This is a genomic window from Enterococcus hirae ATCC 9790, from assembly GCF_000271405.2.
Taxonomy (GTDB): domain Bacteria; phylum Bacillota; class Bacilli; order Lactobacillales; family Enterococcaceae; genus Enterococcus_B; species Enterococcus_B hirae.
The window spans coordinates 447,768-469,070 of sequence record NC_018081.1 but is presented as its reverse complement, the minus strand read 5'-3'; the positions used below and the strand labels follow the sequence as shown (position 1 = coordinate 469,070).

23 protein-coding genes are annotated in these 21,303 nt (G+C 37.9%); 17 read left to right on the top strand and 6 right to left on the bottom strand.

Annotated elements, in window-relative coordinates; translation table 11 throughout:
* The first annotated feature begins 210 nt into the window (after positions 1-210).
* Both EHR_RS02275 and EHR_RS13680 read left to right on the top strand, forming a co-directional pair.
* A complete protein-coding gene (locus EHR_RS02275) occupies positions 211-444 on the top strand; it encodes an AbrB/MazE/SpoVT family DNA-binding domain-containing protein (RefSeq protein ID WP_010738460.1) in 234 nt (77 codons plus the stop codon).
* A gap of 24 nt (positions 445-468) precedes the next feature.
* Complete coding sequence (locus EHR_RS13680; RefSeq protein WP_071859326.1) at positions 469-771, top strand: type II toxin-antitoxin system PemK/MazF family toxin; 303 nt, start codon at positions 469-471, stop codon at positions 769-771.
* Positions 772-1,112: 341 nt separating this feature from the next.
* On the opposite strand, the gene EHR_RS02270 is transcribed toward EHR_RS13680, so the two are convergent.
* Entirely contained in the window at positions 1,113-2,642 is a 1,530-nt protein-coding gene (locus EHR_RS02270; RefSeq protein WP_010738459.1) for an ABC-F family ATP-binding cassette domain-containing protein, read from the bottom strand.
* Between the two features lie 429 nt (positions 2,643-3,071).
* Between EHR_RS02270 and nagB the strand changes: the two genes are divergently transcribed.
* The 10 genes from nagB (at position 3,072) to alsE (ending at position 11,521) form a co-directional block, all read left to right on the top strand.
* Positions 3,072-3,773, top strand: coding sequence for a glucosamine-6-phosphate deaminase (gene nagB, locus EHR_RS02265; RefSeq protein WP_010738458.1), 702 nt, complete (start codon positions 3,072-3,074; stop codon positions 3,771-3,773).
* A 145-nt stretch (positions 3,774-3,918) separates the two neighbouring features.
* Positions 3,919-4,632, top strand: a complete 714-nt coding sequence (locus tag EHR_RS02260) for an MgtC/SapB family protein (RefSeq protein ID WP_010738457.1) — start codon at positions 3,919-3,921, stop codon at positions 4,630-4,632.
* A gap of 318 nt (positions 4,633-4,950) precedes the next feature.
* Positions 4,951-6,090: an AI-2E family transporter gene (locus tag EHR_RS02255; protein ID WP_010738456.1), complete on the top strand. Its 1,140-nt coding sequence runs from the start codon at positions 4,951-4,953 to the stop codon at positions 6,088-6,090.
* Positions 6,091-6,578: 488 nt separating this feature from the next.
* Positions 6,579-8,063 carry a BglG family transcription antiterminator gene (locus tag EHR_RS02250; RefSeq protein ID WP_010720084.1) on the top strand — a complete coding sequence of 495 codons (1,485 nt, stop codon included), beginning with the start codon at positions 6,579-6,581 and terminating at the stop codon, positions 8,061-8,063.
* Complete coding sequence (locus EHR_RS02245; RefSeq protein ID WP_010738455.1) at positions 8,053-8,493, top strand: PTS sugar transporter subunit IIA; 441 nt, start codon at positions 8,053-8,055, stop codon at positions 8,491-8,493. The genes EHR_RS02250 and EHR_RS02245 overlap by 11 nt, the downstream gene beginning before the upstream one ends.
* Positions 8,490-8,801, top strand: a complete 312-nt coding sequence (locus EHR_RS02240; protein ID WP_010720082.1) for a PTS fructose transporter subunit IIB — start codon at positions 8,490-8,492, stop codon at positions 8,799-8,801. The genes EHR_RS02245 and EHR_RS02240 overlap by 4 nt, the downstream gene beginning before the upstream one ends.
* Positions 8,802-8,820: 19 nt before the next feature.
* Positions 8,821-9,273 (top strand): PTS sugar transporter subunit IIA, encoded by a 453-nt coding sequence (locus tag EHR_RS02235; protein WP_010720081.1) that lies wholly within the window; start codon positions 8,821-8,823, stop codon positions 9,271-9,273.
* 21 nt (positions 9,274-9,294) lie between these two features.
* Positions 9,295-9,618, top strand: coding sequence for a PTS fructose transporter subunit IIB (locus EHR_RS02230; RefSeq protein ID WP_010720080.1), 324 nt, complete (start codon positions 9,295-9,297; stop codon positions 9,616-9,618).
* A gap of 18 nt (positions 9,619-9,636) precedes the next feature.
* A complete protein-coding gene (locus EHR_RS02225; RefSeq protein ID WP_010720079.1) occupies positions 9,637-10,734 on the top strand; it encodes a PTS fructose transporter subunit IIC in 1,098 nt (365 codons plus the stop codon).
* 70 nt (positions 10,735-10,804) lie between these two features.
* A complete protein-coding gene (gene alsE / locus EHR_RS02220) occupies positions 10,805-11,521 on the top strand; it encodes a D-allulose 6-phosphate 3-epimerase (protein ID WP_010720078.1) in 717 nt (238 codons plus the stop codon).
* A gap of 196 nt (positions 11,522-11,717) precedes the next feature.
* Here the strand turns inward: alsE and EHR_RS02215 are convergent, their stop codons facing one another.
* From EHR_RS02215 to EHR_RS02195, 5 genes are all read right to left on the bottom strand, one after another.
* Complete coding sequence (locus EHR_RS02215) at positions 11,718-12,476, bottom strand: DeoR/GlpR family DNA-binding transcription regulator (protein ID WP_010720077.1); 759 nt, start codon at positions 12,474-12,476, stop codon at positions 11,718-11,720.
* Between the two features lie 54 nt (positions 12,477-12,530).
* Entirely contained in the window at positions 12,531-13,169 is a 639-nt protein-coding gene (locus EHR_RS02210; protein WP_010738454.1) for an L-fuculose-phosphate aldolase, read from the bottom strand.
* A gap of 21 nt (positions 13,170-13,190) precedes the next feature.
* Positions 13,191-14,972, bottom strand: a complete 1,782-nt coding sequence (locus tag EHR_RS02205) for an L-fucose isomerase (protein ID WP_010738453.1) — start codon at positions 14,970-14,972, stop codon at positions 13,191-13,193.
* Complete coding sequence (locus EHR_RS02200) at positions 14,959-15,465, bottom strand: FGGY-family carbohydrate kinase (RefSeq protein WP_010738452.1); 507 nt, start codon at positions 15,463-15,465, stop codon at positions 14,959-14,961. Before EHR_RS02200 ends, EHR_RS02205 begins: the two co-directional genes overlap by 14 nt.
* Positions 15,466-15,531: 66 nt before the next feature.
* A complete protein-coding gene (locus EHR_RS02195; RefSeq protein WP_010738451.1) occupies positions 15,532-16,416 on the bottom strand; it encodes an FGGY family carbohydrate kinase in 885 nt (294 codons plus the stop codon).
* Positions 16,417-16,604: 188 nt separating this feature from the next.
* On the opposite strand from EHR_RS02195, the gene EHR_RS02190 reads away from it, so the two are divergent.
* From EHR_RS02190 to EHR_RS02170, 5 genes are read left to right on the top strand one after another with little or no spacing between them, the layout of a single operon-like run.
* Positions 16,605-17,921, top strand: coding sequence for an alpha-L-fucosidase (locus EHR_RS02190; protein WP_010738450.1), 1,317 nt, complete (start codon positions 16,605-16,607; stop codon positions 17,919-17,921).
* Complete coding sequence (locus EHR_RS02185; protein WP_010720072.1) at positions 17,918-18,877, top strand: PTS sugar transporter subunit IIAB; 960 nt, start codon at positions 17,918-17,920, stop codon at positions 18,875-18,877. Before EHR_RS02190 ends, EHR_RS02185 begins: the two co-directional genes overlap by 4 nt.
* Positions 18,878-18,886: 9 nt before the next feature.
* The gene (locus tag EHR_RS02180; protein ID WP_010720071.1) at positions 18,887-19,696 is read left to right on the top strand and encodes a PTS mannose/fructose/sorbose/N-acetylgalactosamine transporter subunit IIC; all 810 of its coding nucleotides are present in this window, start codon (positions 18,887-18,889) and stop codon (positions 19,694-19,696) included.
* The gene (locus EHR_RS02175) at positions 19,680-20,474 is read left to right on the top strand and encodes a PTS system mannose/fructose/sorbose family transporter subunit IID (RefSeq protein WP_010738449.1); all 795 of its coding nucleotides are present in this window, start codon (positions 19,680-19,682) and stop codon (positions 20,472-20,474) included. The genes EHR_RS02180 and EHR_RS02175 overlap by 17 nt, the downstream gene beginning before the upstream one ends.
* Positions 20,475-20,518: 44 nt before the next feature.
* Positions 20,519-21,223, top strand: coding sequence for an SIS domain-containing protein (locus EHR_RS02170; RefSeq protein ID WP_010720069.1), 705 nt, complete (start codon positions 20,519-20,521; stop codon positions 21,221-21,223).
* The last annotated feature ends 80 nt before the right edge of the window (positions 21,224-21,303 follow it).

The window sequence follows — 21,303 nt, the reverse complement described above, 5'->3', positions numbered from 1 at the left end:
AAAATCACTTTGTTTAGTACCAGTTATATTATGAAAGATCCAAAAAAATATTCAGTAGACTACTTAGAAATATTTATATTTAATTTGTATAACATTTTCATATGAAAATGAGTTGTTTCCATAAAAATCTATTCACTTAAAAGATATGTTTTGATAATTTCGTTAAACTGAGTTTAACTTAATTTAGCAAAAGGATTGGAGATGAAAGATATGGAAACAGTAGCAAGAAAAATAGGTAATTCTGTGGGAACAATTTTCCCGAAGGATATATCTCCAAAAGTGGGAGAAATATTTACTATTTTGAAAGTAGGAGAAGCGTATATATTGAAACCTAAGAAAGAAGATATTTTTAAAAACGAAAAGGCTTGGGAAGGTTTTAGAGAATCGATTACAGCCGAAGAATCCGAATGGGATAGCATGAAACTTGAAGGCGAGGAATACTAGAGGAAATATCCAAAACAAAAGGATATTATTTGGATCGACTTTGACCCTTCTAAAGGTAAAGAGATAAGAAAGCGTAGACCTGCGTTAGTAGTTAGTAGAGACGAGTTTAATGAGCGTACAGGTTTTTGCTTAGTTTGTCCTATCACTTCTACAAAGAGGAACTTTGCAACATATATTGAAATAAAAGACCCGCAGAAAATAGTGGGTGAAGTAGCTATACACCAATTAAGATCGGTTGATTATACCACAAGAAATATTGAAAAAATTGAACAATGTGATTTGTTGACGTGGATTGAAGTGGTGGAAGTGATAAGGATGTTTATTTAGTAGGAGATAACGGGTAAAGTAGTAATTTCCATTTTAGAAAAAGTTAGATTACTAATCGCTTTTACGACGTTGGTTTTGCTAATAATTGACCATGTAGAAAAAAGTAACCATCTTCGAACTTTGGCGAATGAAGATACAATAGACACTTAATGAGTCTACCGTTTTTTTAATGATTCTAAATTGGGGCGATGTTTACCTAGACAATTAAGAAAAGAGAGAAGATTGTAAAAAACGATGATCTAAACAGCAATAGCCCCCATCCACACAAGGGTTCTTGTGTAGAGGAGACAGGCTGGTGTTAAAGGCTGTACATAATCTATTTTTAGAGAATTTAGTCAATTTTATCCCTCGATTTCAATGACTCGATCGACTAAATCCTGGTAAAATTCTTGTTCATGAGAGACGATGATTACCGTCCCAGGAAAATGCTTGATACCGGTTTGTAAGCTATCTTTTGTTTCATGATCGATATGATTCGTTGGTTCATCAAGAATTAATAAGTTTCCTTGGTTCATCGTGAGTTGTGCCAATTTTACTTTGGTTTGTTCACCACCGCTAAGAGTAGAAAGTGGTTCACTAGCTAGTTGATTGACTAAACCAGATTTGGCTAGTTGTCTTCTTAATTCTTTAACGGTTGCTTTAGGAAACTGTGCGCCTAGATATTGTAAGGGTGTTTCTAAAGGTTTTTCCCAAATGAGATCTTGTGAAAAATAATTGATCGCTGTGTTGTCGGGAAAGTGATATTCGCCGGCTAGTTGTTCGATTTCGCCAATCAAGGTTTTCAAAAGTGTGGATTTACCAATACCGTTAAATCCACGAATCGCCACTTTTTCACCAAAGCGGATGGTTAGGTTGATCGGCGAAAGCAAAGGTCGGTCATACCCAATAACTAAATCAGTCGTTTCAACAGCCAATGTCGTTACGATCGGAGAATAAGGAAAATCAAAGATTGGCTTAGCTGTTGAGGCAGGCGGAGTCAATCGCTCAATTTTATCTAATTGTTTTTGGCGACTTTTTGCCATGGTAGAGCGAGAACCAGCTTTATATTTTCGGATATAAGCTTCGGTTTTTTCGATGTGCTTTTGTTGGGCATGAAATTGGCGTAGATAACTTTCACGGTTTTGTTCTTTTTGTCGTAATGCTTGTTTTAAATGACCCGTATATTTGGTGATTTTACCAAATTCTATGTCAGCGATATGGGTTGTGATTTTATCTAAAAATTCCTGGTCATGAGAAATCACGATATAAGCGCCCTCGAATGATTGTAAAAATTGAGTAAGCCATTGGATATGTTGGTCATCTAAGTGATTGGTTGGTTCATCTAAGATCAGAACATCGGGATTTTCTAAGAGTAATTTTGCCAAAATCACTTTGGAACGTTGACCACCACTCAGTTTTTTTAGAGGAGTGGACAATCCTAAAACATCAATGCCTAGACCACTACTCATCTCAGCGACTAAGGTATCAATTTGATAGAATACTCCTTGGTCTAATTCTGTTTGAAGTTTTCCCGCTTTTTCGAGTAACTCCTCTTCCATTGTTTCGCTGTATTCTTGATAAAGTTGGGTAATCAATGCTTCTTTTTTAAATTCATCAGAGTAGGCTGTTTTTAAAAATTCTTCGATGGTCAATGTTTCATCCACCGCTACATATTGATCTAAATAGCCTCTATGGATATTTTTTTGCCAATGGACTTGTCCATCATCTGGTAGAATTTCTCCTGTGATGATCTTGATCAACGTACTTTTGCCAGCTCCATTTTGTCCGATCAATCCTAGATGTTCTCCAGCATTGACTTGGAGTTGTACATTTTCATATAAGATTTTATCTCCAAATTGTTGCGTGATATTTGTTAATGTTAAAAGACTCATGTTCTGTTCCTTTCTAATAATGTTATGCATGTTAAGAAGACTAATAGAAGAAAGCAAAACAAATAAAAAAGCTGATCTGAAGTTGTTCAACATACTATGGGATCATTCGACATGATCGAACGAATCTAGGAGAACATGTCAGTTAAAATTTTTAAATAAGTTGCTCGTCTTTTAGAAAATCGTTTCTCAGTTAATGAGAAGTAGCGATTGTTTTCTAAATTTCTTGGTCTTTAATGTTTTAATTATAAAAAACGTATACTAAAAGTATCAGTTTAAAGGACATGCGATAGGTTATCTTATGCAACCTAACATGCAAGGGACAAGATTGTCAAGAAAACGAAAATCGTCGGTTTTGGTCTATACTAATATTGTAAAAAAAGACAAGTCGTGCTATAATTGGGCTATACCAAAAACAAAGGAGTAGTCGTTATGGAAATCATTCGAGTGAAAAATGCTGAAGAGGGCGGAAAAAAAGCTTTTGAAATTATTAAAAAAGGCATGGAAAATGGGGCAAAAGTATTAGGTCTTGCAACAGGTAGTACGCCAATTACTTTATACAAAGAAATGACTTCAAGCGATCTGGATTTCAGTGACATGACTTCTGTAAACTTAGACGAGTACGTTGGACTAGGCGGTTCAGATGATCAAAGTTACCGTCATTTTATGAATAGCCAATTGTTTGATAAAAAACCATTTAAAGAATCATATGTACCAGATGGAAAAGCTGCTGATCTTGAAGCGGCTTGTCAAGAATACGATGAAATCCTTGAACAATATCCAATCGATATCCAAATTCTAGGAATTGGTCAAAATGGACATATCGGATTCAATGAACCTGGTGCACCATTTGATGGCACAACTTCAGTAGTGGACTTAACAGAATCAACGATCAATGCGAATAAACGATTCTTTGAAAAGGCAGAAGATGTTCCAACAAAAGCTGTCTCAATGGGGATTGGTTCGATCTTAAAAGGAAAAGAGATTGTCTTACTTGCTTATGGTGAAAACAAAGCAGATGCAATCAAAGGAATGATTCAAGGACCAATGACCACAGATTTGCCAGCAAGTGCTTTACAAGAACACGACAACGTGATCGTGATTATTGATGATGCAGCAGGAAGCAAACTATAAGAATAAATAAAAATTTTGGGGGGCTGCTCGTTTTCAGCTCCCTTTTTTGATCGAATAAGATTTTTAATCTGTCGCACAAAGCAATGGGGTGATTTGCTTTGTTTGAAGTTGCGAAACATGCTATATTGGTTTGGAGGGGATTTATATGGATGAGATGATCTTATCGGTCCCAGAAATCATCTTACGACTAGGGATTGCATTGATCTTTGGCGGGGCGATTGGATTTGAACGGCAATATAAAAATCGTCCAGCAGGGATGCGGACGCATATTTTAGTATGTATGGGTGCTTGTATCATTGCGTTGATCCAAGTGGAAATTGCAAGTAAAGCGTTACGTGATGCGTTAGAATACCCAGAACTAGTTGGTACGATTCGCTCAGATGAAGCACGTTTGATTGCACAAGTCGTTAGTGGCGTTGGGTTTTTAGGAGCTGGCACGATCATTGTCACGAAACAATCAGTCACCGGGCTAACCACAGCTGCTTCCCTGTGGGCAATTGCTGGACTAGGAATCGCCATTGGTATGGGATTTTATTGGATTGCGATCATTAGTTTTATTGGCATCGTCATTGCATTAACAGTGGTGAAACAAATCATCCATGTACCAACGACTAAAAAATTAGAAATCCAATATATCCATCGGAAAGAAACCAAAGATTTTTTGACAGAGTATTTTGAGCAACGGGGAATCTTCATTGAAGACGTGAATTTTGATGTGGATTTTGTGGATGATTATCGGGTATATAAAAATATTTATACAATTGACTTACCAAAGGACATGACTTATGCAGATGTCATTGAAGAGTTATCTGTCCATAAAAATATCATGAAGCTTCATTTAGTTAGTGTGGCACAATGAAACAATTCCTTTCAGTTGGTAATATAAGGCTTTTCACACATTGGTTTTATGAAGAGTCGGTTACAAAAGAAAAAACGCTCATTCGCTAAGAGAGTATTTCCTATTTTAGCCAATGAGCGTTTTTGGTGTCTTTTTTTGATTTATTTGCATTTGTTTAGATAATGATTTCAGTCATTAAGCTTAGAAGTTTTTTAAATTTGAAAATTAGCTACTAGTAATTAGAAAAAGAAAGAATATTTTTGTAGCTGTTTATCAGAAAAGAGCGCTTTAATTCTAATAAAATGATAAAATGAAAGTATCAAGTGTTGGAGGAGATGTATGCAAGCAAAGTTTAAAAATTCAAAATTATTATTTTGGACTGTCGAGTTGGTACTAACGATCATTGGGGTATATTTTATTTTACAGATGCCAAATGTCTTTAGTCCAGTGTTAAAAATGTTATCAGCGATTTTATTGCCATTGCTGGTTGCTGGATTTTTCTATTATATGTTTGATCCGGTCGTTGTTTTTTTGGAAAAACGAAAAATCCCAAGGGTTTATGGATACATATTAACGCTAGTTGTTCTAGTCGTACTAGCGGTTTTAGCGATAATGAATGTGATTCCTCAATTGGCAGAACAGACGATCCAGTTGACTAAAAGTTTGCCGATGTATGCGGAAGAGACAAGTAAATGGCTCAATGAATTGGCACAGCGTGAGGAAATCAAAAATTTCAATATTGAAGAACAATTAGCTTCGGCTAATCTTTCGTTGAGTAATTTGTTCAATATTGTATTGGTAAGCTTATCCAGCAGTGTCTCTAAAGTTTTTTCATTTATGATGCAGTTTTTTGTTTTACTGTTTACCGTGCCTTTTATTCTATTATTCATGTTTAAAGACGGACACAAATTTATCGATGCTTTAGCAAAATTCTTTCCACAAGGGATTCGAGGTGAAGTACGTCAAACGGTCAAAGAACTAAATGAGACGTTATCGGCATATATCAGTAGTACGATCGTTGATGCGGTTATCATTGGTATCATGAGTTTTATTGCTATGACCATCTTTAAACAACCATATAGTTTATTGTTAGCTGTATTTTGTGGTATCACCAATATTATTCCATATGTGGGACCGTTTATTGGCGCTGTCCCGGCAGTGATCGTTGGTCTATTTGTTTCGCCATTCCAAGCATTATACATGGCGCTTTCGATCCTTGTTATCCAACAATTAGATGGAAATGTAATCAAACCGTTGTTATTTGGAAAAAACATGAATATGCATCCATTAACGATTATCTTAGTGTTGATCGGTGCTGGCAGTGTCGCAGGGATTCTAGGAATGTTGATTTGTATTCCGGTGTATGCTGTCATTAAAACATTAGTCTTGAATATCAGAAAAATTTACTTATTGCGAAAGTTTGATTCTGGTGTGGAACCAACGATCCAAGAGATAAAAACGAATGGACGTGAAAATTAAAGGTACTATAAAGAAGTAGAAGGTAGCACAACAGTAGTCACTAAGTAATTTTGTACACCATTTATTATTTATTAGAGAGAGCCTGGGACAAAACTTGTCTCAGGCTCTTTTAGTATCTCTAAAACGAATAAACGGTGAGACAAAAGCAGCATCTTCGGAAATAAGCCGAAATTTACCAAAAATTTGAGAAGCAATTTTCGGAAATTCCTTCTTATTTCTTGATGCTAAACACTTTTGTCTCAACCTCCTCTTTTTTTGTTAAAATTCTTATGGGATCCTGGGATTGTTTGAAAATGAGTAATTTTTTCCCATAATAAGTTAAAAAAGACTATAATAAACAAAATCTTTCTTACGCTTTCGTAAAAAGTAAGTAACGGATAACGAAGTTAAAGAAAACGCATACAAAATTGTCTGTTGCAATGGACAAAGTCCAGTGAAACAAAATAAATAATGTGTCTTATGATAAAGATACACAGGGGGGATGAAACATGACTAGTCAGATGAATCGAGAAAATAAGTTGATCCTTTTGTTATCAAAACAAAAAGATTATATGACTTCAGAAGAACTAGCCATTCTATTAGAAACTTCGACCAAAACAATTTACCGTTTGATAAAGAAAATCAATCTTGAATTTCCTAACGGTCACTTGATCCTAGCCGAAAAAGGTCGGGGGTACAAATTAGATTATGGGAAGTTTATCGAACAAACCAATGAACTGAATAAACCCTCTGTAGAGCTATCGCCTGCTGAACGTCAAGATCGAGTAATGGAAGAATTACTGATGGTTTCACCTAAAGCACTTAAAATCACTGAGCTGTTCAGAGATTATTATGTTGGTGATTCTGCTATTGCCAATGATGAAAAGCAGATAGCTAAGAAAATAAAAAAGTTTGATCTTGAACTGATCCGTAAAAATCGCACGCTTGCGATCCAAGGATCAGAAACAAATATTCGGCGAGGGATCGCCGAAGTCATCTGGCGGATGAATATTCTTGATATTGATGAAATCAATCGAACAAAAGAGTTGAATTTTAATCGTTACGATGTGTTGTTTGTATCAGAACAATTGAAATTGATTGAAAAAACATTAGGCGGTGGAATCCCTTATCCTTATAACGTCAATATTTTTTCACATCTGTACATCATGATCAGCCGTTCCAGAAAGACGAATTACCAAATCAAAGAAATCGAGTTATCTACCGAGCAACTTCAATCGTTAGACCACGAAAGTCCAATTTATGAGATGGCGATGATCGTGATCCAAAACGTGGAACGTTATCTCGTTACTCGCTTACCGATGAACGAAGTCTATTATTTGTATCAATATCTGGTATCCTCACGGATGGAAAAAACAACGCAAAAGAAACAGGTTTTTCCAGATAAAGTATCAGAAATTACCTCTTATTACCTGAAAGAGGTGGGCGATAAAATCAATCTGAAGGTGGCGAATGAAGCGATTTTTGTTGATCTAGCAAATCACATCAAACCAATGCTCAATCGGTTAAAAAATCATATCCATGTCAAAAACGGATTGTTAGAACAAATTCAATTGACCTATGAAGAGATTTATAAAAATGTATCAGTTGTTTCTAAAGATGTTAGCAAAAAGTATCAGCTGCCTTTGATCAATCAAGATGAAATCGGTTTTATCACATTATATTTTGCACGGATGTTGGAAACACAGCAACTACCGATTCAAACACTGATCATGTGTACTACAGGGATCGGTACTTCAGAATTATTAAGAGCAAAAATCAATAAGAAGTTTCCTGAACTGGCGGTCGTTGATGTGATTGCCACCAAGAATTACCAATCAGCATTAGAAAAAAATCCCGGAATTGAATTGATTTTAACCACCATTGGAATCAAAGATCCGCTGCCTGCACGTACATTACTTGTTAGCGGCATGTTAACAGCAGATGATCAGTTAAGAATCCAACGAAAGATTGAGGAAATATACAATGAAAGATGATTGGCTCGAATATGTTCCTCCCACAGTATTCCATTCACGAAATGAAGTCTATGAATGGCTAGCACAGCAAGTCGATTCAGAAATGGGAATAAAAAAAGAACAAATCGTACAAGCGTTGTTGGAACGCGAGGAAACTGGAGATATTCAAATTGATGAAGGGGTACTTCTACCTCATATTGAAAATCAATTAGTCAAAGCAACAAAAGTCATTATTTTGCCATTAGAACAAAGAATTGCGAACTGGAACCCAGCAATCCAACAAGTCGAGTTGATTCTTGCGGTATTTCTGGCACCGCAAGAAAAAATCGAAACCAAGCGTCAAATAGCAAACTTCATGCGCCTACTAGCAGATGAACAAGTAATCAAAACTTTAAAAGAAGGAAAAAGACTGGAAACAATCGATGGAAACGAAAGGAGAAATGACAAATGAAAATCATTGGAGTAGCAGCTTGTACCGTGGGGATTGCCCACACCTACATTGCTCAAGAAAAATTAGAAAATGCAGCTAAAAAAGCAGGGCATGAGATACACGTAGAAACCCAAGGAACCATCGGGATCGAGAATGAACTAACGCCTGCACAAATCAAAGAAGCAGATTTGGTGATCTTAGCAGTGGATGTAAAAATCAGTGGTCGAGAACGGTTTGAAGGAAAGCGGATCATCCAAGTACCGACTGAAATTGCGATCAAATCACCAAATAAGTTGATTGAGAAAGCCATGGAAGTCGTAAAACAGTAAAGAATAGGAGTGAAATTTGATGGTAGAAGTAGCAAAAATCATTGATCCAAATAATATTAAGACCAATTTAGTGGGGGAAACGAAAGATGAAGTACTCAAAGAATTGGCAACGGTGTTATTGCAAAATCATTATATTACAGATGTAGATGGCTTCATGGCAGATATCTATGCGCGAGAAGAAGAAGGACAAACTGGGATCGGCAATTATATTGCCATTCCTCATGGGAAAAGTCCTTATGTAGATAGAATTGGTGTGGCAATCGGTGTTACAGAAAATGAGATCCCTTGGGAATCATTAGATGGTAAGGGAGTCAAAGGAATTATTTTATTTGCAGTGGGGGATGATAATGAAGGGGCACAAGAACACTTGAAGTTACTTTCGCTATTTGCTAGGAAACTAGGGAATGATGAAGTAATCGAGCAATTGATCCAAGCAAAAGATGCAGATGAAGTGGTCGCAGCATTCAGCTAAAAATCAAAGGAGGATAAAAAGATGAAAATCGTTGGAGTAGCAGCTTGTACCGTGGGGATTGCCCACACCTATATTGCCCAAGAGAAACTAGAAAATGCGGCAAAAAAAGCAGGACATGAGATGCACGTAGAAACTCAAGGAACCATCGGGATCGAAAATGAATTAACGCCCGAACAAATCAAGGAAGCAGATTTGGTAATCTTAGCAGTTGACGTGAAAATCAGTGGTCGAGAACGCTTTGAAGGGAAAAGAATCATCCAAGTACCAACTGAGATTGCGGTGAAATCACCCAATAAATTGATTGAAAAAGCGCAAGAAGTGTTAGTACAGCAAAGTATTTCATAAAAATAAGGAGGAAGACTGATGGAAAAGATAAAGAAGCTGAATCTGAAAGGGCATTTGTTAACTGCCATCTCTTATTTAATTCCCATTGTGTGTGGTGCGGGATTTCTGATTGCGATTGGGATGGCATTTGGTGGAACGAGCCAAGGAACTTTGGTGCAAGGCGAATTTTCATTTTTTGATGCCTTAGCAACGATGGGTGGTGCTGGTTTAGGCTTATTACCAGTCGTGATTGCTACGGGGATCTCTTACTCCATTGCTGGAAAACCTGGTATTGCTCCTGGCTTTATTATTGGTTTAACAGCTAATGCGATCGGTGCAGGGTTTATTGGTGGAATATTAGGTGGTTATCTAGCTGGTTATCTTGTTTTAGCAATTTTAAAATATTTCAAAGTACCAAATTGGGCAAAAGGCTTGATGCCAACATTGATTATTCCTTTTGTTGCTTCATTTATTGGTGGATTAGTGATGGTCTATGTGATTGGAGCTCCAGTCGCAGCATTCACTTCTTTGCTAACGAACTTCTTGGATGGATTAGGAAACTCTTCCTTGTTGATCTTTGGGGGAGTGATCGGTTTACTAAGCGGTGTTGACTATGGTGGACCAATCAACAAGACGGTTTTTGCTTTTGTGTTAACAATGCAAGCAGAAGGCGTGAACGGTCCTATTACAGCTTTACAACTTGTGAATACCGCTACACCAATCGGTTTTGGCTTGGCTTATTTCATAGCTAAACTTTTCCGCAAAAACATTTATACAAAGGTTGAAGTGGAAACCTTAAAGTCAGCAGTTCCTATGGGTGTGATCAATATCGTTGAAGGGGTCATCCCGCTAGTGATGAATGATATTGTTCGTGGGGTTGTAGCAACTGCAATCGGGGGCTTTGCTGGTGGTGCGACTACTATGATCTTAGGTGCAGATGCAACGGTTCCTTTTGGAGGCGTTTTAATGATCCCAACGATGTCACGTCCTTGGGCAGGCGTTATCGCCATTTTAGTCAATGTGATCGTGACAGCGGTTGTTTTAGCCATCATTAAGAAAGATGTTGGTGAGGAAGTCACAACAGTCCCAGAAAAAGAAGAGGAAGACATTCGTTTAGATGACATTCAAATCTTTTAAGCGATAAAGCAAATTAGTTAAAAGGTGTCGCTATAGTGTAGATAAATTATAGAATAAAGGAGTTTTTTCAATGAGCAAAGTAGCTTTTTCACCATCCTTAATGACGATGGATTTAGATAAATTCAAAGAACAAATCGAATTTTTGAATGAACATGTTGATTCTTACCATATCGATATCATGGACGGCCATTACGTTCCGAACATTACATTATCGCCATGGTTCATCGATGAAGTACGTAAAATCAGTCAATTACCTATGTCTGCTCATTTAATGGTCAGCGATCAAAGTTTTTGGGTAAATCAACTAATCCAACAAAAATGTGAGTGGATTTGTATGCATGCTGAATTACTTGACGGTTTAGCTTTTCGTTTGATTGATCAAATCCATGATGCTGGCTTAAAAGCTGGAGTAGTCTTAAACCCTGAAACACCAATTGAAACGATTTTTCCTTATATCGAATTAGTTGATAAAGTAACGATCATGACAGTTGATCCAGGATTTGCTGGTCAACGATTTATCGAAAGTACATTAGATAAAATCACCGCATTACGACAATTACGGCAAGAAAAAGGATATCATTATTTGATCGAAATGGATGGTTCGTCTAACCGTCAATCATTTAAGCGAATTGATCAAGCCAATCCAGATATTTATATTATTGGGCGTAGCGGATTATTCGGCTTAGATGAGGATATCAAAACTTCTTGGGAGATCATGAAAAAAGATTTTGAAGAGATGACTGGAAAAACAGTCGAATCAAATAGTATAAATGCGTACAGTCTATAGCTATACAAGAATCAAAAATTACTTTTAGGGAATAAATACGCTTTTCTTGCAATACCCGTGTAAGGAATGCTGAGAATATAAACAAAAAATAAACCAAAGAACTTCAAAAATAGGGAAATCTATTTTTTGGATTCTTTGGTTTATTTTGCGTACTTAGGTTTAGGTACCTCTGTCACGATCTCTCAAAAATGATCGATCAATAGAGAAATTCGGTATCGTGTTTCAATGCAAGTTGTAAGTAATCATCTGCTGGTTGTTGATCCGTGACGATGTATTCAAAAGAGGTCCAATCAGAAAATTTATACGCATGTTTTTTATCAAATTTTGTATAGTCGACTAATAACAAACTTTTATCTCCTCTAGACATTACCTTCTTTTTCACTAAGGCTTGAGCAAAATTAGCTTCATAGATCCCTGATAAATCAATTCCTGTCGAACTAAAAATACATAAATCGATTTGAAAAAGGTCTAAGAAAGAATTCCCATAGTCCCCAACAACGCTCTCGGCATCCTTGATTACTTCACCCGCCAGCATAAAAACTTTGGAATCTTCCGTACAAGCTTGGGAAAGCTCATAGGCGATTTTCAAGCCATTTGTTATGACAACGAGATTTGACAGTTTAACTAAATAGGGAAGCAGCTGTTTCACAGTTGAACTTGAGTCAATAAAAAGACTCATTCCTGGTCCGATAAATGTGCTAGCGATCTCCGCAATTTTTTCTTTTTCTTGAACCATGACATTTTCACGATAATTTGTTGAGATGACGTGATTTCGTTCGACTTCTAAAACGACACCACCACGGTAACGACGGATGATCCCATCTTTTTCAAGTGCGACTAATTCACGCCTTAAAGTCGAAGGAGAGCAAAACAACTGTTTTTGCAGTTCTGAGTTATCTAATTTTTTATATTTTTTTAGCAAAGTTAAGATTTGTTCTTTTCGTGACTCAGTCATGGCTATCCCTCCTTAACCACTGGTCTAACATGACTAAAGTGTACCACAAGAAACTTATTTTTGTCCGTATGTTTTAAAACGAATCGCCATATTTGCCATTTCTTCTTCGGACATCAAGGTTGGTTTGCCAACACTTGAAGCTATGATATGGACTTTTGAACAATATTCTAATTCTTCTAAAACGGCAAAGGCTTCAGTCATTGTCTTTCCACCAGTCAAAACGCCATGATTTGCTAATAAAACGGCTTTTCGATCTTTCATGGCTTCATAGGCATTTAGAGATAATTCTTCCGTGCCAAATGAAGCATAGTCTGCACAACGAACATCCTTACCGGCAACAGCAATCATGTAATGTGATGCAGGCAATGGTTGTCTGAGGACCGCTAGCGCAGTGGAATAAATCGTGTGACCATGGATGATATAGTCTAGATCTTCCCGCTTTTCATACATGATCCCGTGCATTCGCCATTCACTGGAAGGGCGACGATGACCTTGAACGATCGTTCCATCTAATCGCATAGTCACGATGTCAGGTAATTCGATTTTATCAAATGGGATTCCAGAAGGCGTGATGAGCATCACTTCATCTTGTCGGATATACGTACTTAAATTTCCGCCTGTTCCTAAGGTATAGCCATCTGCTATTAATTTATTTCCATAATCGATCAATTCTTGTTTTTGTATTGAATACATCATAATCCTTCTTCCATCATCTTATTTATAAAAGGGGCCAAATGATTGGCAAGCATTGAAATCAGCTGCTTCTAAATCTTTTGTTCCGAAACCAGAAAAGGCGTGGGGTCTAAAGATTTTTTCACTAGGTACGTTGTGAAGTGAAACGGGAATGCGAAGCATACTGGCTAATGTCAGTAGTTCTGCGCCTACGTGACCGTGGACACTAGCGCCATGGTTGCTTCCCCAGTGGTTCATCATCGTATACACATCTTCAAAGCCTTTTTCACCTAAGTTTGGTGCAAACCAGAGTGTTGGCCATGTTTGATCGGTTCGTTCGTTTAAGATGTCATGGACTTCATCAGGTAATGCACAGGAATAACCCTCTGCTACTTGTAAAGTTGGTCCCACACCCTCAACGATATTCAAACGAATGAGCGTTAAAGGTAATTCTGCTTGTAGATGGTATTGACTGGAGAAACCACCACCTCTAAAGTATTCATAATTAGCACGACACCATTTTGTTTTTTCTAAGCAGGCTTGGATATCGGTTTTTGTCATATTCCAAAATTCTTTCATCGTTGGATTACCTTCGTGATCGATACTTCCACCACTGCCATCTAAAGCACTCGCACCTGAATTCAGTAGATGGATCAAGCCATGTTGTGCTTTACCCGTTAATTTGTGCCCAGTGATTCTTTCTACTGACTCCGCACTCCAATAGGTTCTGACATCGGAAAAAATCGGTGCTTTATTAGTCAATAAAGAGCCAAATAACATAGCAGCAGCGTTACAGGTATCATTTTCAGTAGCGAATGAGACGGGTTGTTTAGGGCCGTTCCAGTCAAAAGTACTGGTTAAAATAGATTCCATAAAATCACCATTGGGTAGCCAGTCGGTCCATTGTCGTTGTCCTTGGAACCCTCCAGCAATGGCATTTCTGCCTTTTGCTTCTTCCAGCCAACCCAATTTTGCTAGTTCAGGGTTGCCAAATAAAAGATCACGAACGATTAGGGTTTGTTTGGCAATAAAGTCCCACTGATCTTCTTCAGCGATATAGCGTGATTTTGTAATGACTTCAGGGAATGACTTGCCTGCATTGATATCGATTCCTTCCTGACAATATTGTTTGATCCAAGTTCTAATGGTGTCATATTCTTTCGGATCAAAGATATTTAGTTCGATTCGACGTAAGACTTCAGTCATATCCACATATTCAACTTGCATTCCTAGATATTTTTCAAAAAAGGTTTGATTGATTTGACTACCGGCAATTCCCATCGAAGAAGCACCAATGTTCACATAAGATTTGTTTTTCATTTCCCCAGCCGCCACACTCGCACGTGCAAAGAGTAAGATTTTTTCTTGGACGTCAGCTGGAATCGACTTGTCGTCACTATCTTGGACTTGTTCACCATAGATCTTATAGGCAGGGATTCCTTTTTGCGCATAGCCACTCATAGCGGCAGCTAAGTAAACAGCTCCTGGTCGTTCTGTACCATTAAATCCCCAAATCGCCTTAAAGGTATCTGGTCGTAAATCGATCGTTTCTGTGCCATAGCACCAGCAAGGTGTCACCGTTAAGGTAGCGACCACATCTTGACGGGCAAAATCATCGTCAACAAAGCTGGCATCGGCGTAACCGCCAATCGTTTGTTCTGGTAAAACGCACTGTACTGGAGTGCCGTCCATGTAATAAAGGGATGATTCGACCAATTCTTTTGCTCGACGCGCCATGTCCAGCGTTTGTTGTTCTAATGATTCACGGACGCCTCCTTGTCTGCCATCGATCGTAGGTCTAATGCCGATTTTAGGATAATTCATTGATATTCCTCCTCATAAATTGTTTATAGTTGATGTACGTTTGTTCAAAGGGTGTCGAAACTTCTGGGAAAAAAGAAATTGGTTGATAATTTTCTGTGACGAGTGTCACCAATTCCTCTCTATTTTTGATTGCTTTGATCGCTAAAAATTGGGCTAACGCATTACCTAAAGCTGAATTTTCAGAATAGCAGACCTCTATCGTCGTTTGCGTTAAATTGGCTGTTAGTTGAGTCAAAAAGTGTGATTTACTCCCACCACCAAATAAATATAGCTTAGTGAAAGGAGCGGAACCTGCTAATTTATCGAACGTTTCAGCGTATTTAAATGCTAGATTTTGATAGATGGCTAAAAACAATTGTTGTGGCTCTTCAATTGATGAAAAATGATGTTGGTTTCCGTATTGCTGCAATTTTTTTACAAATTGACCTTTACTCAAAAATTCAGGATGTTCGTTATCAAAGAAAAAATGAATCGGCTCAGCAGTAAGTAGCATGTCTTGGATCTGTTGGATCGTGATTGACTGGGTTTGATTGCTGAACGCTAAAGCTTCCTCAATGAATCACATTCCTAACATGTTTTTGAGTTTTAATATTTTTCCATCACCGGCTTGTTCATAAGAATAGTTCGTATCTAATGGGTGATTGACCAAAATTCCTCTTTCTGATTTTTCTCCTAGAACAGACCAGGTGCCAGAGGATAAAAAGAAACAAGAGTGATCGTTGGTTGGTAAAGCAAAGATCGCACTAGCAGTATCATGGGACATCACCGAATGAATCGGAAGTTGTTTTTCGGCTAGATTTATCAAACCGATTTTTGTATATGGAAGAACGATCGTTGAGAACAAGGAAGGGGAAATCCCTAATTGTTCAATAAGGTCGGATGCCCATTGATGTTTATCGATATCGAATAATTGACTCGTTGAGGCGATCGAAGATTCTGTTAAGATCGTACCTGTTAATAAAAAATGGATCAGATCAGGCATCATCAAAAGAGTACTTGCTTTATTTAGCTGCTCAGGATAATGTTCTTTCAAGTAGAGTAGTTGGGAACTGGTATTGATCGATGCATTTGGAATCCCTGTACGTTCGTGAAAGTGAGTTGGTAAATCCCCACCATAATGTAAATTAGGTTCTTTCAGCATAGTTTGATAGCAAAGTGGTGGTAGCACTAGCTGTCCTTTTTTATCTATCAAACCAAAATCACAGCCCCATGTATCGATGCCGATACTTTCAATGACATATTCTGTAGTTGCTAAAGTAATGATTTCCTTGATATTCGTCATGATTTTCTCAATATTCCAATGGATTTCATCTTTGTTGGGGTCAATCACTTGGTAATCAGTGAAACGATAAACTTTTTCTTCCTTGATTTGACCATTCATTAAGGAAAAAACGATACCTCGCGCACTGGTAGCACCTAAATCAAAGGCTAAGATCGTACTCATAGATTTTTCCTCATTTTCTAAGTGGATAGCAAATCTGCTTCGGTTATAATCATACAATAGAACGCTTACATATTTTCGCGTGAATCATTTTTTGAATAAATGTCAACAAATTATTCAAGTATGGAAACGTTTTAAATTGCTCGTTATACTTTGGTTAAATCAAATAGAAATGTTAACGGAGGAAAAAAATGAGTGTAAATAGTGAACGAAAATGGTTTTCTGAGAGTCGATATGGTTTATTTATTCATTTCGGATTGTATTCAGTGGCAGGAAGACATGAATGGGTCCAGACTTTAGAAGAAATCAGTGTAGCAGATTACCAAAAATATCTGGATCAATTCGATCCTGATTTATTAGATCCACATGAATGGGCTCAAAAAGCCAAAGAAGCAGGTTTTAAGTATGTCATTATTACAGCAAAACATCATGATGGCTTTTGTTTATGGCATACGAAAGAAACAGAATATCATATAGGAAAAACACCATATCAGAGAGATTTGTTAGGAGAATTGATTGAAGCATTTCGTCAAGTTGGAATCAAGATCGGTCTTTATTATTCTCTATTAGACTGGCATCATCCAGATTTCTTAGTAGATGGCTATCATCCAATGAGAAATAATCCAACCTATATCGAACAACATCCTGGCAACATGGAAAATTATCGCCAATTTATGGCGAATCAAGTCAGAGAATTATTGACAAGTTACGGTACGATTGACTATCTATGGTTTGATTTTTCTTATAAAAGCAGAGATTGGGGGACTTCGGTCGGTAAAGGGGCGCAAGATTGGGGTAGTGTTGAATTAGAAAAAATGATCCATGAGATTCAACCCAATATTTTGATTAATGACCGGTTAGACTTACATCGTGGTGTACTTACCCCAGAACAATTTGCTAGAAGTAAGGCAATGGACAACGAAGAAGAGGTATGGGAAACCGTTCAAACCTTAAATAATAGTTGGGGTTACGATCGGGATAACCTTAATTTCAAAACGAGTGAAATGGTAGCGAAACAACTAGTGGATACTGTCTCCAAAGGTGGGAATTTCACGATGAATATTGGACCAAACGCACGAGGAGAGTGGGATGACAACAGCGATAGCATTTTAAGTTCTGTTGGTCAATGGCTACGAAAATATGGAAAAGCGATTTACGGTGCGGGGTTATCTAGTTTTACACCACCTCAAGATTGTCGATACACTCAAAAAGGAAATAAATTATATCTTCACATTTTTAGTTGGCCTTATCGAACGATTTTATTACCAGAATTAGGTGGGAAAGTGAAGTTTGCAAAACTACTCAATGATGGTTCCGAGATTCGTTTTGTCGATACGAAGCATTTAGGAGGAGAAAGAAAAGCGACAACTAATTTATACAAAGAGATTACTGAAGTTCATGTGAAGGAGGCGCTTGACCCGAGCATGTTGATGCTAAACATTCCGATTAAAGAACCAAATGAATTGATCCCAGTGATTGAATTAACACTAAAGGAGGAAGAAAAATGAGTATCGGCATTATTCTTGCAAGCCATGGCGAGTTCGCTTTAGGCGTAAAGCAAACGGGAGACATGATCTTTGGAGAACAAGAACAGGTAGATGTGTGTGTATTGATGCCTGAAAATAGTCCAGAAGAGTTTCGCCACCAAGTGGAACAGGTGTTAGCGAAGTATTCCGTTGATGATGAACTGTTGTGTTTAGTTGATCTATGGAGTGGGACACCTTTTAATCAGCTGAACCAGCTGAAAGAAGAAGGAAGCAGAAAAATCGAAATTGTTTCTGGTTTGAATATTCCGATGCTGCTTCAAGCTTATAGCGAACGCTTTAATCCTAAGGCTTCGCTGAATGAAATCGTTCAGACCATTTCGACCGTCGGTGTTCAAGGGATTAAAACGTCCCTTGGAAGCACCGCAGCGGATTTACCATCGAACACAGCAGAGACTGAGCCATCAGTTGTGGCTTCCGTTTCCAACAAAATGAGTGAATTGGGGATCAGCCATGTCCGATTGGATGAACGGTTGATCCATGGTCAAGTAGCGACACTTTGGTTAGGGAAAATGGGAACGACAAGAGTTATGATCGTTGATGATGGAGTGGTCAATGATCCAATTGCTAAGGCCTCTTTAAAAGCTGCTGTTCCAGGTGGTATCAAATTGAGTATATTGAAAACGGTTACCGCTGCGAAACGGTTAAAAGAAGGGATTTATCAAGATCAAAAAATCATGTTGCTTACCAAAAAGATTCAAACGATCTTTGATTTGATCGATGCGGGTGTACCAATTGAATCATTTAATTTAGGCAATGCCAGTTCGAGAGAAGGAACCCTTCAAATCAAAAAATCCGTCTTTTTAACCGAAGCAGAAATTGCGAAGATTTTAGAGTTGGAAAAAGCAGGAATAGTTGTGACGGCACAAATGGTACCAATGGAAGAAGAAAAACGATTTTCACAATTTTACGGAAAGTAGGGGGAACGAATGAATATAGAAATTTGGCAAATCATCGTATTATCACTGTTAGGATTTTATGTCATCATCGAAAATCTAGGGATCAATGTGATTGCTAACCAAGCACTGATCGTAGGTACCATTACAGGTTTAGTAATGGGGGATCTGACCACTGGATTGGCAGTAGGTGCGACATTGCAATTAATGGGATTGGGTATTCAAGCTTATGGAGGAGCAAGTGTCCCAGATTATATGACCGCTTCGATCGTGGGAACTGTTTTTGCGATTACGAGTGGAAGAGGTGTGGAATTTGGTATCGGATTAGCTGTACCAGTAGCATTGTTGATGATCCAGTTAGATATTTTTGCTCGTTTTTGCAATGTGTTCTTTCAAAAGAGAATCGATAAAAATATTCGTTTAGCTGATACTAAAAAAATAAGAATTTATCACTTGTTGGGAGCAATGAGTTGGGGATTATCACGAGGCGTTCCTATTTTTATCGTCTTTAGTTTTGGTGACCGAGTGATTCAAATTGTTTCAGATGTAATTCCAGAATGGTTGACTGGCGGGTTGGCAGTTGCAGGAGGCATGTTACCAGCAGTCGGTATCGCCATTTTATTAAGATTTTTACCAGTTAAAAATTTCATTACGTACTTGATGATTGGGTTTTTGGCAGTTGCTTACTTAAAGATGCCTATGTTTGGCGTGGCTTTATTAGGATTGGCTTTAGCCATTTTACAATTTAAGAATTTGATTGGAAAGCAAAACAATCTGACACAAGTGGCTCAAGCTGATGCAAATGGAAAAGGAGGATTAAGTGCTGATGAGTACGAAGATTAATCAAAAAGACCTAGATAAAGTAAGTATCAATTGGTTGTATGGTAGCCAATTGTCTTGGAACTATGAGCGAATGATGGGTGGGGGCTATTTGTACTCCATGTTACCGATCATCGAAAAACTCTACGGCGACGATGAAGAAACCAAGATTGCCATGATGAACATGCAAAGTCAATTTTTTAATACAACACCACATATGGGCGGTTTTATTTTGGGAATCGATATCGCTACTGAAGAAGCGGAAGGCAAACAATCAAAAGATACGGTGTCTAGTTTGAAAACTGGATTAATGGGTTCATTTGCTGGTGTCGGGGATACGATTTTTGGAGTATTGTTCCCAACTGTTTTTGGTTCAGTGGCTTCCTATTTAGCTCTACAAGGAAACGCGATCGGAGTTGCTGTTTGGGTATTAGTAAATCTGGCGATTTTAGTCTTTCGATTTTTCTCTGTAAGAATAGGTTATACTCAAGGCGTGAAATTAGTGACTAGTATGTCCGGACATTTGAATGCGTTGACCAATGCTGCTACTTTATTAGGGGTCACGGTGATTGGTGCCATGATTCCATCGGTGATCAATGCCCAAATTACTTGGACCTTTAAAACGGGAGATGTCGAACTTAACCTTCAAGAAACACTAGATCAGATCATGCCGATGCTGATTCCAGCCCTTTTAGTGGGTGTCATTTATTGGTTGTTAGGCAAAAAATACTTTAATTCAACAAGAGCGATTTTAGCGATCATGGTGTTATCGATCTTATTAAGAGTATTCGGAATCATGTGATTTTCTAACTAAATGAGGAATAATCATAAAAAGGAGAGAGCCTTATGACACTCGCATTTTTTGAAGAATGTAAAAAATTAACTGAAACATTAGAGAAGTATGAAACAGAAAATATAACGAAAGCAGCCCAAATCGTAGCCGATGGAATTATGAACGGTGGGATTACGCAGGCTTTTGGTAGCGGACATTCCCATGCAGCAGCGCTAGAAATCAGTGGGCGTGCAGGTGGATTGATACCGTCAAAACTGATTTTAGATCCTGCGGGGGGCATGTACGAACAACATGCTGGTGTCGGACGAACGCTCATGCACAAAGTATCCATCCATCCCAATGATGTCTTTTTCCTGATTTCTAATTCTGGGAGAAACCCCATGGCAATTGAAATGGCTGAGGAAATCAAAAAGCGTGGAAATAAATTGATCGTGGTCACGGCATTGGCTGCCTCTAAAGCATCCACTTCACGACATGAAAGTGGAAAGTTATTGTATGAATTTGCGGATGTTGTTTTAGATAACCACTCTGTTTATGGTGATGCGGTATTACCTGTTGATGGATTAGAGACCAAAGTCTGCGGGACTTCGACATATGCGGCTACATTGTTACTCCAACAAACGATGTTAGAAGCCATTGAGCGAATGGTTGCTCAAGGTTTTGAACCGCCAGTTTATTTAAGTGCGAATATCGATGGGGGACACGAACGAAACCTAAAAATCGAAGACCAGTATGCAGAGAGAATTTTCCATATTTAGTTTCATGAACATATCAAATGATTGACTGAGAAAAAGCACATAAAAAAGAACGTTTAAGGTGGGGACAACCCAACGCTTAA

Bases quoted from the DNA above. Each gene is read 5' to 3' on its own strand.
- EHR_RS02200 (WP_010738452.1), bottom strand. From the start codon at position 15,465: ATGCTACTTACTGCTGAGCCGATTCATTTTTTCTTTGATAACGAACAT.
- EHR_RS02190 (WP_010738450.1), top strand. From the start codon at position 16,605: ATGAGTGTAAATAGTGAACGAAAATGGTTTTCTGAGAGTCGATATGGT.
- EHR_RS02230 (WP_010720080.1), top strand. From the start codon at position 9,295: ATGAAAATCGTTGGAGTAGCAGCTTGTACCGTGGGGATTGCCCACACC.
- EHR_RS02245 (WP_010738455.1), top strand. From the start codon at position 8,053: ATGAAAGATGATTGGCTCGAATATGTTCCTCCCACAGTATTCCATTCA.
- EHR_RS02180 (WP_010720071.1), top strand. From the start codon at position 18,887: ATGAATATAGAAATTTGGCAAATCATCGTATTATCACTGTTAGGATTT.
- alsE (WP_010720078.1), top strand. From the start codon at position 10,805: ATGAGCAAAGTAGCTTTTTCACCATCCTTAATGACGATGGATTTAGAT.
- EHR_RS02250 (WP_010720084.1), top strand. From the start codon at position 6,579: ATGACTAGTCAGATGAATCGAGAAAATAAGTTGATCCTTTTGTTATCA.
- EHR_RS02235 (WP_010720081.1), top strand. From the start codon at position 8,821: ATGGTAGAAGTAGCAAAAATCATTGATCCAAATAATATTAAGACCAAT.
- EHR_RS02240 (WP_010720082.1), top strand. From the start codon at position 8,490: ATGAAAATCATTGGAGTAGCAGCTTGTACCGTGGGGATTGCCCACACC.
- EHR_RS02225 (WP_010720079.1), top strand. From the start codon at position 9,637: ATGGAAAAGATAAAGAAGCTGAATCTGAAAGGGCATTTGTTAACTGCC.
- EHR_RS02205 (WP_010738453.1), bottom strand. From the start codon at position 14,972: ATGAATTATCCTAAAATCGGCATTAGACCTACGATCGATGGCAGACAA.
- EHR_RS02270 (WP_010738459.1), bottom strand. From the start codon at position 2,642: ATGAGTCTTTTAACATTAACAAATATCACGCAACAATTTGGAGATAAA.
- EHR_RS02195 (WP_010738451.1), bottom strand. From the start codon at position 16,416: ATGAGTACGATCTTAGCCTTTGATTTAGGTGCTACCAGTGCGCGAGGT.
- EHR_RS02260 (WP_010738457.1), top strand. From the start codon at position 3,919: ATGGATGAGATGATCTTATCGGTCCCAGAAATCATCTTACGACTAGGG.
- EHR_RS02255 (WP_010738456.1), top strand. From the start codon at position 4,951: ATGCAAGCAAAGTTTAAAAATTCAAAATTATTATTTTGGACTGTCGAG.
- EHR_RS02170 (WP_010720069.1), top strand. From the start codon at position 20,519: ATGACACTCGCATTTTTTGAAGAATGTAAAAAATTAACTGAAACATTA.
- EHR_RS02185 (WP_010720072.1), top strand. From the start codon at position 17,918: ATGAGTATCGGCATTATTCTTGCAAGCCATGGCGAGTTCGCTTTAGGC.
- EHR_RS02215 (WP_010720077.1), bottom strand. From the start codon at position 12,476: ATGACTGAGTCACGAAAAGAACAAATCTTAACTTTGCTAAAAAAATAT.
- nagB (WP_010738458.1), top strand. From the start codon at position 3,072: ATGGAAATCATTCGAGTGAAAAATGCTGAAGAGGGCGGAAAAAAAGCT.
- EHR_RS02210 (WP_010738454.1), bottom strand. From the start codon at position 13,169: ATGTATTCAATACAAAAACAAGAATTGATCGATTATGGAAATAAATTA.
- EHR_RS02275 (WP_010738460.1), top strand. From the start codon at position 211: ATGGAAACAGTAGCAAGAAAAATAGGTAATTCTGTGGGAACAATTTTC.
- EHR_RS02175 (WP_010738449.1), top strand. From the start codon at position 19,680: ATGAGTACGAAGATTAATCAAAAAGACCTAGATAAAGTAAGTATCAAT.